The sequence below is a fragment of the Gordonia westfalica genome (assembly GCF_900105725.1).
Lineage (GTDB): Bacteria > Actinomycetota > Actinomycetes > Mycobacteriales > Mycobacteriaceae > Gordonia > Gordonia westfalica.
Window position 1 is genome coordinate 2,796,505 of sequence record NZ_FNLM01000034.1, and the last position, 11,735, is coordinate 2,808,239.

Sequence of the window (11,735 nt, forward strand, 5' to 3'; positions counted from 1 at the left end):
GACGGCGGCGGCCGCGATCGCCGACGCCACGAGCACGACGAGGTTGCGGCGCACCATCGCAAGGTAGTCCGCCGGTCGGCGGGTCGACGGTGACCTCATGGGCGGGCCCCGCAGTTCTGCGGCGGCTTCCACCCGGACTCCAGGGACTTCATCCAGGCCACCGATTGTCCGGAGTCGAGCTGGGCGTGGGTCTCCCCGATCCGGCGCATGGCCTGGATGGGCGACCCGGCGGCGCAGGACCGGCGGATCGCCCGTTCGGTCCACGGCGCGGCGATGAGTGGGTCCTCGGTGCCGTACATGATGAGCATCGGCGCGGTGGCCCGGCCCACCGGGAGCGATGTGGCGGCGAGGTGGTCGCGGAGTCGTGCCGCCGCCTCCGGGGTGTGCGGTGCGACATCCTCGACACCGATGGAATTCAGCACCCGCTGGGTCTGCTGGACGTCGATCGGGATGCAGCGGAGTACCTCGGACCAGTTCTTCCGCAGGAACTCCGAGCGGTAGTCGTCGCGGTCGAACTCGTCGGGCAGCACGCGTGCGAGTGAATCGATCAGGTAGGCCATCATCGGGACCTGATCGGCGGTGAGCGTGCCCTTCTCGGCGCGTTCGACCAGGCCGGTCATGTCCGACACGGGCACCAGTGCGACGGTGCCCAGGAGGTCGAGACCACCGCCGTATGTCGGCGCGAGCTCACCCGCCGCCCAGGACGCCATCCCGCCCAGGGAGACGCCGTAGGAGATCCATTTCCTGCCCAGCCCCGGGAAGACTCCGCGGGCGGCACGTACCGCATCGATCATGTTGTAGCCATAGGTGCGAGCGTCGAGGAACGGATGGTCGACGTCCCGCATGCCGAGGCCCTCGTAGTCGCTCATCGCGACGGCGAAACCGTTCAGCACCAGAGCCGCGATGATCTCGTCACTGCCGATGAGGTTGACGTGTTCCGAAGGACCGCAGTCGTCGAGGACACCGGTGGTACCGTGGCCGAAGGCGATCGTCGTCCAACCGCCCGGCGGCGGTTCGCCTTTCGGGGTGACGACGATCCCCGACACGACCGTCGGCGACCGGTCCAGTCCCGACGTCGACCGGTACTCGACTCGTTTGACGATCGCACCGAGTTCGGTGATCACCGGGATCGGGCCGCGTGGTGGGTCGGCGACCGCGACTACCGCGCCGGGTCGTCCGGTGTCCGCGGCGCCCCGGACAATCGGTTCCGGATAGGGAGTGACCAGATCCGGCGGCGGCTGGATGGCGAGCGGGATCGCCGAGTTCAGGGACGGATCATCCGTGAACCCTGCTGCACCACAAGCACTCACCACGAGGGCCGTCGTCACCGCGGCGACGACGGCGGCGAACCGCCTCCGGGTCGACGCCCGCGTCAACGACCCCGCCCGTCCGACGGGACCCCGGCGGCGGCAGCCGAGCCGGAGCCGTTACGTGAGGCATGATCGATCGTGGTGCGGATCGTCTCGGTCACACTCTCCGAACCGGGTTCGAAATCGACAATTTCGGCATCAACGCTTTCAGCGGCGGGCTCAGCGGAGTCGGCCACATCCTGCGCCTTCACCTGCCCCGCCTTGCCGCTGACGAGTACCGTACCGATCACCGCTCCGACGAGTTCGATCGCCGCGACGCTGTCGCTCAGGGCTTTTCGGGTTGCGGACCCGCTGCGCACCACGACGACCATCGCATCGGCCAAGGCCGAGTAGACGATCGAATCGGAGGTCGAACCCATGCGGGGACAGGCGATCACGATGTAGTCGAAACGCTCACGCAGGTCGTCGAGCACGGTTCCCAGGACCGGACTGCTCACGAGCGCACCGGATTCCGGAGGGACGGGTCCAGCGGGGAGAATCGTCAACCCACCTTGTCCGACGTACGGGTCGACGCTGCCGGTGCTGCTGCTGAGCACGGTGGACAGCCCGTGATCCGCGGACAGTTCTGTTCCGGCGGTGATCCCGCCGCCGGACAGATCGCCGTCGACGAGGAGAACGGTGTTCCCCGTCGCGGCCACGGTCGCGGCGAAGCGTGCCGCGACGTCGCCGGCACCCGCATCCGATCCGACGCCGGTGAAGCCGACGACCCGCGGTGCGCGGGCTTGTTCGTCACGCCGCCCGCCGAGGAAGCGGATCAGATTGTGCAGTCCGCGAAGGGCGTCCGCGTCCCGGTCGGCGGAATCGTCGGTGCCGAGCGTCTCGATCGGGATCGTCTGCGGCGACAGCACCGCGAGCACCGGATGGTGGGTCGAGTCGACGGCGGTCACCTCGTCGACGACGGTTCCGCGACGCCGCCAACCGAGCAGCAGCGCGATCACGACGCCGACGATGAGTCCGGCGCCTGCGCCGATCGCGGTCCACGACATCCACGGCCGGCCCGCCGTCGACGGGAGCCCGGGCTCGTCGTAGAGCACTGCCGATGCCGCCGATGTCCCGCCGCGTCGTGACGTCTCGAGTTCCTGCACGACCTCGACGGTCTGCTGGGCGACCGCAGCCGCATAGGACTGCGCTCGTTGCGGACTCGGTCCGGACACCGAGATGGTCAGGATCACGGTGTCCTCGACGGGCAGCGCCGTCGTCTTCGACCGCAGGTCAGCGGGGCTGATGGCCCCCTCCAGCGCTTCCGAGGCACGGGTGGCCACCTGCTCACTCGTCGCGATCTGCGCGTACGAGTTGACTCGCCCCTCGGCGAAGAGATTGTTCTGGTAGGACTCACCCACCGATGTGCCACCCTCGGCGGTGACGAAGAGTCGGGCCGACGACACGTAGTCGACGGATGTGAAGTACATGCCATAGCCGAATCCGGCCAGCCCGCCGACGAGAACACTCGCCACGATGGCCCACCAATAGCGGACCACAATGCGGACATATTCATTGAATGGCATGAAACCTACTCCTCCCGACGATGGCGGAGCAGGACCGAGAGCCGAATAGCCGGCCGTGGAAATGTCTATGAAACATTTCCACGGCGAAGTATTCGAAACCTGTGTCTTTCCCCGACGCGCTAACTGTAGCGACAGTCGGCCACTCGCGCGCTTCGAGAGCTGTGATCTCGAACTCGTTGTGGCCCACGACTGTTTCCCGACGGAGATCTCACCCCGATACCCGCCGATGGTTCATGTAATGATTCCCGCGTGGGGATTGTGCGTTCACTCGCGATCGTGGCCGTGGTGGCGGCCGGCACCTTCGGCTGCCTTCTCGCCGGCGAGTCCGTCGTGACGGCGGCATTTCTGGGAATCGCCCTGATCGCGGGATCGTTTATCGGACTACAGCATCCGACGTGGTTGTGGTGGACGCTCGCGGTGGTCGTCGCCCTGCTTCCCGCGGGTTACGTTCCCGGTACGCCCGTACCACTGATCTTCACTCTCACGATGGCGGTCCTGCTCGCCACCGTGATCCACCCGCGCGACGTGACGACCTTCACCCCGATCGAGTACGCACTCATCGCCTTCGTCGGCGTCGCCGGACTGTCCGTGGTGGCGACCCTGCAGAGCATCGACGACATCGTCGAGTACGTGAAGTGGTCGGGTGCGATCCTCCTCGTCGTCGCGCTGCTGCGGTTGCGCGCCGACCAGTTGCGGACGTTCGGACAGGTCTTCGTGATCGCCTCGGCCGCCTCGGCCGCGGTGGGCCTCGCGATGCAAACGGTAGACAAGTCCGCCCGAACCTTTGATCTGCTGTCCCCCTTCGGTTATGACGCGTCGTCGGCGGGCCGGTTCGTCTTCGACGGGGCATCGGTGACGGCTCGTCTGTCGGGCACCTACATCGACCCGAACGCCGCGGGGATCGGTTTCCTGGCGGCACTCATGATCAGCCTGCTGGTGTTCGACGGACACCGACGCTGGATGCTCGCGGCGGTCCTGTTCGCAGCGGTCGCGTTGACCCTGAGCCGCGCGGCGATCTTCTCCGTCGTGCTGGCCCTGCTGCTGATGCTCGCCTTCCACACCATGTCGGCACGGGGCCGCGCCGCGCTCGTCGGCACGCTGGTCGGCGGAATGGCTCTGCTGTCGGCGATCCCGGCGTCCCGGCGACGGATCTTCTCCTCCTTCGGTGACGGCGACACCGGTTCCGCCGCACGCACCGACGCCCTGCGCGAGTTCCCGGAGAAGATGAGCGGACACTGGTTGTTCGGACACGGTTGGGGCATCGCCGAATTCAAGGATCCCGAAAAGGCGTTCACCATCAACTACGTCGCCAACGCACCGCTGCTCTCGGTGTACCGCGGCGGGCTGATCGTGGGAATCGTGTTCACCGCGATCATGATCTACGCCTGTTACCTCGCCTACCGCTGCCTGCGATCGTCCCGGCCGGAGGTCGCCCTGTACGGCGGGTGCTTCATCGCCTTCTTCGTACTCGGCATGCAACTCGACTTCAGCACGGTGTCCATCCCCGTCTCGGTGACCGATCTGTCGCTGATGCTGGTGTTCCTCGTTGTGGCCCTGCGGAATTCGGGAACCAGCGGGCCACTGGGGCAGCCTGGGCCCGCCGACGGTCGGGCCGTCGTCGACGACAGGTTGCGATCACCGCGGTGAGACGTCTGATCCGGGTGCTGCTCTGCACGATCCTCGTCGCCGTGGCCGTCGGCGGCGTGCTCGGCTACCAGCTGTTCACGCGGGTCCACGACGATCCGCTTCGCAAGGCCGACGCCATCGTCGTCCTGGGCGGCGAACACGACGGCCGCGAGGACTACGGAATCCAGTTGGCGCGCAAGGGTTACGCCGACCACGTACTGATCTCCGACCCCTATCGGCCCTACACCGAACAGGATTCGATGATGCCGCGGGTGTGTTCGGCGAGCACCCCGGAGATCACGGTCACCTGTTTCGAACCGAAACCCTCCACGACGCGCGGCGAGGCGATGTTCGTCCAGGAGATGGCGCGACGCCACGACTGGCAGGACGTCATAGTCGTCAGCTGGAGTTACCACCTGGTGCGGGCGCGGTTCATCTTCGGTCAGTGTTTCGGCGGCGACGTCGTCATGCACGCGGTCCCGCGCGATTACAGCCCCAACCCGGTGCTCTGGGGTGCGGTGTACACATACCAGTACGGCGGCCTCGCGAAGGCCGCCGTACTGGGGTGTTCTGACTGAGAGGTTCCGCGACCGCCGAGGACCGGCCGGGCGGGGTCAGCCGCCGAAGACGTCGCGCAACGCCTCGACCTCGGCGACCCGCTCGGAGTGGGTCGGCGCGGTCGGTGAGGCGAGGATGCAGGTGACCCCGGCCTCGCGGAACGCGGCGACGCGCTCGGCGACCTGGGTCTTGGAACCGATGAGCGACATGGCGTTCACGAGGTCGTCGGGAACCGCTGCGGCCGCTTCGACCTTCTTGCCGTCGAGGTAGAGGTCCTGGATGAGCTTCGCCTCGTCGACGTAGCCGTACCGGATGGCCAGCTGGTTGTAGAAGTTCTTGCCGCGTGCACCCATGCCGCCGATGTAGAGCGCGGCGTGGTGGCGGACGAGTTCCCTGGCGTTGTTCAGCTGTTCCGGGTCGTCGGAGATCCGCGCGGTGGCCTGCACGACGATGCCCAGCTCGCCCAGGGACGGGTCGCGCTTGGCCTTGCCGGCGGCCAGCGACTCGCCGAACGCGGCGTCGATCTGCTCGGGGTGGAAGAGGATCGGCTGCAGCTCGTCGAACATCTCCGCGGCCAGCTCGATGTTCTTGGGGCCGATGGCGGCCAGCAGCAGCGGGATGTTGTCGCGGACCGGGTGGTTGATGATCTTGAGCGACTTGCCGAGTCCGGAACCGCCGTGCTCCTCGTCGAGCGGCAGGGTGTAGTGCTTGCCCTGGTAATTGAGCTTCTCGCGGCGCCACACCATGCGGCAGATCTCCGCGTGCTCACGGGCCCGGCCCAGCGGGTAGTCGTACTTCACGCCGTGGAAGCCCTCGATGACCTGCGGTCCCGAGGCTCCGATGCCGAGCACCGCCCGGCCACCGCTGATGTAGTCCAGACCGGCCGCGGTCATCGCGAGGTTGGTCGGGGTGCGCGAGTACATCGGCAGGATCGCGGTCTGCAGTTCCATCTTCTCGGTCTTGGCGGCGATGTAGCCGAGCTGAGAGACAGCGTCGAAGCTGTAGGCCTCGGGCACCGCGATGCGCTCCACACCCGCAGCCTCGAAGTCGGCGAGGTTGTTGATGGTCTCGCGGAAGTCGCCCGCGTAGTTGATCGGCATGCCCAGCTTCATCGATGTCATGGCGCGGATTCTTCCACAGCGACCGTCGGTTTCACCATGGTCGTCCGAGCGTTCGCTCGCTTCCGAAAGCGACGTACGACACACCTGCACTGAACTGCGGCGACGTGGCCGACACGCCGACGACACGACGGATCCCCACGAAAGCGTGCCAAGACATTTAGGAAATTCGAAGCCCAGCGTTCATCATGAAATCTATGAGCGGCGAAATGCTGATCCTGGTGCTGTTGGTGATCACGGCCCTCGGCTTCGATTTCACCAACGGCTTCCACGACACCGGCAACGCCATGGCGACCTCGATCGCCACCGGCGCGCTGAAACCGAAAGTCGCCGTCGGGCTCTCCGCCATCCTCAATCTCGTCGGCGCGTTCCTCTCGGTCGAGGTCGCGGCCACCATCACCAAAGACGTCCTCAACATCCAGCAGACCTCCGGCGCCGACGCCGGTGAGATCGTCTCGGGGCTCACCCCGACCACCGCACTGCTGATCATCTTCGCCGGACTCATCGGCGGCATCCTCTGGAACCTCTTCACCTGGCTCTTCGGCCTGCCGTCGAGTTCCTCGCACGCCCTGTTCGGCGGCCTCATCGGTTCCGGGATCGCGGCGATCGGCCTCTCCGGCGTGAACTGGCACGGGGTGTTCGGCAAGATCATCGTGCCCGCGCTGCTCGCCCCGGTGATCGCCTGTGCGGTCGCCGCCTGCGGGACCTGGCTCGTCTTCGCCATCACCCGCCACCTCGCCGAGAGCCGCAAGGAGCAGGGGTTCCGGTACGGGCAGATCGCCAGCGCCTCGCTGGTCTCCCTCGCCCACGGCACCGGCGACGCCCAGAAGACGATGGGCGTGATCGCGATGGCCCTGATCGTGACCGGACACCTCGACGCCTCGACCGTGAGTCACGGCCTCCCCCTGTGGGTCGTAGCGAGTTGCGCGGCCGCCATCGCGATCGGCACCTACCTCGGCGGCTGGCGCATCATCCGCACCCTCGGAAAAGGCCTGGTGGAGATCAGTTCCCCGCAGGGCATGGCGGCCGAGGCCTCGTCCGCGGCGATCATCCTGACCTCGAGCGCCGCCGGGATGGCCCTGTCCACGACGCAGGTCGCCACCGGCTCGATCCTCGGTTCCGGTGTCGGCAAGCGCGGCGCACAGGTCCGCTGGAGCGTCGCCGGACGGATGGCAGTGGCGTGGCTCACCACCTTGCCGGCCGCCGGGCTCGTCGGCGCGGCGTCGTTCTACATCGCGCACCTGCTCGGCAATGTCGCGGGCGCGATGGCGATCTTCGGGCTCCTCATCGCGGCGTCGGCCTACATGTACTGGCGTGCCCAGCAGAACAAGGTCGACGCCGGCAACGTCAACGACGACTGGGACGACAGCACCGGATCGGTGATCCCGACCGAACTGCCCACCGATCCGCCGGCGACGCCCGACACCACCGCCCAGTCCGCCTGACCCCCCACCACGCGCGAACACACGAAAGGACCCAGCAGCGATGGACATCGTCGAAGCGATCGGCAAGGTGCTGATCGTCGGCCTCCTCTTCGGCGCCGGCCTGCCCGCGCTGTTCGCGGTCGGCCTGCGGATGCACGAGCAGGGTTCGGACGTGGTCCTCGACGGGTCGATCATCAAGGGCAGTCCCGCGCGGCGCGTGCTGAGCTTCGTGATCTTCGGCGTCGTCGCGCTCGTCATCATCACCGCGCTCCTCTGGATCACCCGGCAGACCCTCTACTTCCACACCGGCATCAAGCTCTTCCCGTTTGGTTACAAATGACCCCCACCTGGGTAAACCGTGGTCCCACATGTGGAAGAACCCGGAGACGCGATCAGTCATGAGCAGTGAGACCCCCCTCTTCGAATCCGTGATCAACTGGATTCGCAAGGGCTACCCCGACGGTGTCTCGCGCACCGATTTCCCTCCTCTGATGGCGCTGCTGCGGCGCGTGCTGACCGAGGAGGAGGTCACCACCGTCGCACTGCAACTGGTCAAGGAGTACGGCCCCAAGGAGCCGGTGACCAAGGACCAGATCGCCGCGGCCATCGAGCGGGTCATCGACGAACCGCCGACACCCGAGGACGTCGACCAGGTCGCGGGCCGGCTCGCCGCCGTCGGCTGGCCGCTCGTGTCGAGCCGAAGTTGATCGTCGAAGACCACCGAGACCTGTCCCTGTAGGAGCCGATATCTACAATCGCGCCGAGTACGACGTATCTGCGTCCCGCCGAGGAAAGGGGGTGAGGAGTGTGGACCGCCCACAGTTGCTGTACCGCATCATCGAATGGCTGCGCGCCGGATATCCCGACGGCGTGCCGCAGGGTGACTACATCCCGCTCGTCGCCCTCCTGCGCCGGCAGCTCAGCGAGGACGAGGTACAGGAGGTGTCGTCGCGGCTGATCCGCCAGTCCGCGCCGCCTCCCGAACCGATCTCGCAGATCGACGCGGCCGTCGCCATCACCAGGATCACCCACGAGCTACCGCACGAGGATGACATCGCCCGCGTGCGCCGTCACCTGGAGTCCTCGGGCTGGCCGTTCGACGGCCCCAACTCGAATGACACGGACGCGAACCGGGACCAGCTCTGAAAATCCTTCGTACTCTTCACCTTCCCGCCCGACCAGAGGTCGTCGACCGGCGTGACGAGCTGCTCGCCGTCCTCGACGGTTCGACCGCGGTCGTCCCCGTGCCCGACGACGCCAGGGAGACAACACTTCTGAGTGATGCCCTCGCGGTGGGCGAGCCGATCGCCGACGAGGTCTCGCTGGTGGTGTCCACCTCGGGTTCGACCGGCGTACCCAAGGGCGCGCAGCACACCCCCGCGACGCTGTCGGCGTCGGCGCGGGCCACCGCGGCACGCCTCGGCGGACCCGGCAACTGGCTCCTCGCCCTCGCCCCGCATCACATCGCCGGCGTGCAGGTCCTGTTGCGGGCCATCGCCTCCGGATTCACGCCCATCGTCCTCGACCTGGCCGCGGGCTTCGACGCCGACGAGTTCGCCGGGGCGCTGGACCGGCTGGACGGGCCGCGACGCTACACCTCACTCGTGCCGACGCAGTTGCTCAAGGTCCTCGACTCACCCGGTGCGACCGCCGCGCTGCGCACCGCCGACGGGTTGCTCGTCGGTGGTGCGGCGACCCCTGCTCCCCTGTTGCGCAGGGCCGTCGACGAGGGTCTCCCCATCGTCTGCACGTACGGGATGAGCGAGACCGCCGGCGGTTGCGTCTACGACGGCGTCCCGCTCGACGGCGTCGTGGTTCGCATCGACGACCCGTCGCCGGACGGGGTGGGACGCGTCGTGCTCGGCGGTCCTATGGTGGCGCACGGATATCGCAACCTCGCAGATCATCCCGCCTTCGCCGAGGCCGGCTGGTTCCGCACCGACGACCTGGGCCGACTCGACTCCGACGGTGTCCTGTCGATCGCCGGGCGAGCCGACGAGGCCATCCTGACCGGCGGGCTGACCGTCGTACCCCAGGTTGTCGAAGCGGTGATCGCCGACGACCCGGCCGTGGCCGAATGCGTCGTCGTCGGCCTTCCCGACGACCGTCTCGGTGAGAAGGTCGTCGCCGTGGTGGTCGCACGACGCGGAGAACGCCTCGACGTCACCCGGATTCGAGGGTCGGTCGGCGAACGTCTCGGTCGATACGCCGCGCCGCGGGACGTCTTCGAGGTCGACGAGCTGCCGCTGCGCGGACCCGGCAAGCCCGACCGGCGCGCGCTGCGTCGACGCTTCTCGTCGTAGATGTCGCGTATCGTCGCGGTCCGCAACACTTTTCGCGACATCTGCAGTCATGCGGCGACGCTGTGAAATATCAATCCGTCGAGTTCCACCGCAACCATCTGCGCAATGAATGCCAGGTCGATCTCGTACCCGCACGCGGGATGGTTGGCGACCCAGCCGACGATCCCCGCGTCGTCGAGGATCGTCACCGCGAGCCGCTCCGCGGCCGAACGTGCGCCGGACTCGAGCAGCTCGACCATCGGACGCATCTCGGCGGCTCCGACACACCGGTACCGGCGTCGGTAAGCCTCCTCCAGACGTTCGACGCTGATCCGGCGTTGCTGCAGGGCCGAGTCGATCACCTCGGCACCGAGTTCGACCGCCCCCTCGAGCGCCGACAAGGCGACCCCGGTGACCCGCAGGTCACGTCGGACGAGGACATCCGCGTCGTCGAGGGACCGGTTGAGAATCCGCACTCCCTTCACCGACGGACCGTGCCGTCCGCGGGGAGCGGTGACGGTGATCGTCGTGGGCGGGTCGTCGACGATGCCGTGCCACCAGGCCGCGGCCAGGCCCGACAGGATCGCCGAGGGCCCTACCGACAGCGTCGCGATCCGGGCGGTGGTCGCGTCGGTGACGGGATGGTCGGCGAGCCGGTACAGCCGGGGACGGACCCGGACCCACTCACCTGCGGCGACCCGACGGTGCACCGACGAGCGATCCATTCCGTGCTCCCGCGCGTCGGCTGCGGTGAGGACGCCGTCGTGTTCGAGGGCGAGAGTTCGCAGTTTCGGTGGAATATGCACCTTGATTGGACGTAATCGCAGGTCGATGCGGTTCCGTCCCGATTGTCGCCGCGCCAGATGTCGCGAATCGTGTCGTTCGCCGCAACGATCCGCGACATCTGGTGGGGTGGCCGGCGGGCATCCGACGTCGTGGCAGGATCGATCCGTGGCAACCGCATCGCAGTGGATTCAGGGCGCACGCCCCCGGACTCTCCCCAACGCCGTGGCCCCGGTGGTGGCCGGCGTCGGCGCAGCCCTTCACCACGGAGGGATTTCGTGGTGGAAGGCCGTACTCGCGCTGGCGGTGGCGATGGCGTTCATCATCGGCGTGAACTTCGCGAACGACTACTCCGACGGTGTGCGCGGCACCGACGACGACCGCGTCGGCCCGCTGCGCCTCGTCGGCTCCCGACTCGCGTCGCCCGGTTCGGTGAAGGCCGCGGCCTTCATCTGCTTCGGCATCGGCGCGGTGTGTGGTCTCGTGCTGGCGATCGCGACGGCGTGGTGGCTGGTCGTGGTGGGCGCGGTCTGCATCGCGGGCGCCTGGTTCTACACCGGCGGCAAACGGCCCTACGGCTATGCGGGTTGGGGCGAGGTCGCGGTGTTCGTGTTCTTCGGTCTGGTCGCGGTACTCGGAACCCAGTTCGCGACGTCGGATCGCGTCGACCTCGTCGGCCTCGCCTGCGCGGTCGGCGTCGGCGCGATCTCTTGCAGCGTGCTGGTCGTCAACAATCTGCGTGACATCCCGACCGACACCGAGAGCGGCAAGATCACGCTCGCCGTCCGGCTCGGCGATGCCCGCACCCGAATCCTCTTCGCGGCGCTGCTCATGACCCCGCTGGTCATGAGCGTGGCGCTGGCGTTCGCGACGCCGTGGGCGCTCGTCGGACTGCTGGCCTTCCCACTCCTGTGGCAGGCGTACACGCCGGTCCGCACCGGAGCACAGGGGCCGGGACTGATCCCGTCGATCGGGACCACCGGCAAGGCGATGCTCGGCTGGGCCGTCGTCACCGCGGTGTCGTTGGCGCTGACCTGATTCTCTTCACGCCGAGAGCCCGCCCCCTGCT

12 protein-coding genes are annotated in these 11,735 nt (G+C 67.7%); 8 read left to right on the plus strand and 4 right to left on the minus strand.

The window, feature by feature from the left end; translation table 11 throughout:
* Positions 1–95: 95 nt before the first annotated feature.
* Together BLU62_RS18080 and BLU62_RS18085 are read right to left on the minus strand one after the other, a co-directional pair.
* Entirely contained in the window at positions 96–1,376 is a 1,281-nt protein-coding gene (locus tag BLU62_RS18080; RefSeq protein WP_074851169.1) for a lipase family protein, read from the minus strand.
* Entirely contained in the window at positions 1,373–2,875 is a 1,503-nt protein-coding gene (locus BLU62_RS18085) for a tyrosine-protein kinase domain-containing protein (protein WP_074851170.1), read from the minus strand. The genes BLU62_RS18080 and BLU62_RS18085 overlap by 4 nt, the downstream gene beginning before the upstream one ends.
* 249 nt (positions 2,876–3,124) lie before the next feature.
* Here BLU62_RS18085 and BLU62_RS18090 point away from each other — a divergent pair, with 249 nt between their 5' ends.
* Entirely contained in the window at positions 3,125–4,522 is a 1,398-nt protein-coding gene (locus BLU62_RS18090; RefSeq protein WP_074851171.1) for an O-antigen ligase family protein, read from the plus strand.
* Positions 4,519–5,079: a YdcF family protein gene (locus BLU62_RS18095; protein WP_074851172.1), complete on the plus strand. Its 561-nt coding sequence runs from the start codon at positions 4,519–4,521 to the stop codon at positions 5,077–5,079. Before BLU62_RS18090 ends, BLU62_RS18095 begins: the two co-directional genes overlap by 4 nt.
* Before the next feature lie 36 nt (positions 5,080–5,115).
* Here the strand turns inward: BLU62_RS18095 and BLU62_RS18100 are convergent, their stop codons facing one another.
* Positions 5,116–6,180, minus strand: coding sequence for an LLM class F420-dependent oxidoreductase (locus BLU62_RS18100; protein ID WP_074851173.1), 1,065 nt, complete (start codon positions 6,178–6,180; stop codon positions 5,116–5,118).
* Positions 6,181–6,374: 194 nt separating this feature from the next.
* Here BLU62_RS18100 and BLU62_RS18105 point away from each other — a divergent pair, with 194 nt between their 5' ends.
* The 5 genes from BLU62_RS18105 (at position 6,375) to menE (ending at position 9,904) form a co-directional block, all read left to right on the plus strand.
* Positions 6,375–7,622: an inorganic phosphate transporter gene (locus BLU62_RS18105; protein WP_208863645.1), complete on the plus strand. Its 1,248-nt coding sequence runs from the start codon at positions 6,375–6,377 to the stop codon at positions 7,620–7,622.
* A gap of 40 nt (positions 7,623–7,662) precedes the next feature.
* Positions 7,663–7,941, plus strand: coding sequence for a hypothetical protein (locus BLU62_RS18110; protein ID WP_074851174.1), 279 nt, complete (start codon positions 7,663–7,665; stop codon positions 7,939–7,941).
* A gap of 58 nt (positions 7,942–7,999) precedes the next feature.
* On the plus strand, positions 8,000–8,308 hold the full coding sequence (locus BLU62_RS18115) for a DUF3349 domain-containing protein (RefSeq protein WP_074852997.1): 309 nt from the start codon (positions 8,000–8,002) through the stop codon (positions 8,306–8,308).
* A gap of 100 nt (positions 8,309–8,408) precedes the next feature.
* Positions 8,409–8,747 carry a DUF3349 domain-containing protein gene (locus BLU62_RS18120; protein WP_074851175.1) on the plus strand — a complete coding sequence of 113 codons (339 nt, stop codon included), beginning with the start codon at positions 8,409–8,411 and terminating at the stop codon, positions 8,745–8,747.
* Positions 8,744–9,904 carry an o-succinylbenzoate--CoA ligase gene (gene menE / locus BLU62_RS18125; protein WP_208863693.1) on the plus strand — a complete coding sequence of 387 codons (1,161 nt, stop codon included), beginning with the start codon at positions 8,744–8,746 and terminating at the stop codon, positions 9,902–9,904. Before BLU62_RS18120 ends, menE begins: the two co-directional genes overlap by 4 nt.
* A 47-nt stretch (positions 9,905–9,951) precedes the next feature.
* On the opposite strand, the gene BLU62_RS18130 is transcribed toward menE, so the two are convergent.
* A complete protein-coding gene (locus tag BLU62_RS18130; protein WP_084811828.1) occupies positions 9,952–10,689 on the minus strand; it encodes a type IV toxin-antitoxin system AbiEi family antitoxin domain-containing protein in 738 nt (245 codons plus the stop codon).
* Positions 10,690–10,834: 145 nt separating this feature from the next.
* Between BLU62_RS18130 and BLU62_RS18135 the strand changes: the two genes are divergently transcribed.
* Entirely contained in the window at positions 10,835–11,704 is an 870-nt protein-coding gene (locus BLU62_RS18135) for a 1,4-dihydroxy-2-naphthoate polyprenyltransferase (protein ID WP_074852998.1), read from the plus strand.
* Positions 11,705–11,735 lie beyond the last annotated feature (31 nt).

What these genes read in the sequence shown, in the direction of transcription:
- BLU62_RS18115 (WP_074852997.1), top strand. Translation starts at nt 8,000, where the DNA reads ATGAGCAGTGAGACCCCCCTCTTCGAATCCGTGATCAACTGGATTCGC.
- BLU62_RS18100 (WP_074851173.1), bottom strand. Translation starts at nt 6,180, where the DNA reads ATGACATCGATGAAGCTGGGCATGCCGATCAACTACGCGGGCGACTTC.
- BLU62_RS18085 (WP_074851170.1), bottom strand. Translation starts at nt 2,875, where the DNA reads ATGCCATTCAATGAATATGTCCGCATTGTGGTCCGCTATTGGTGGGCC.
- BLU62_RS18110 (WP_074851174.1), top strand. Translation starts at nt 7,663, where the DNA reads ATGGACATCGTCGAAGCGATCGGCAAGGTGCTGATCGTCGGCCTCCTC.
- BLU62_RS18105 (WP_208863645.1), top strand. Translation starts at nt 6,375, where the DNA reads ATGAGCGGCGAAATGCTGATCCTGGTGCTGTTGGTGATCACGGCCCTC.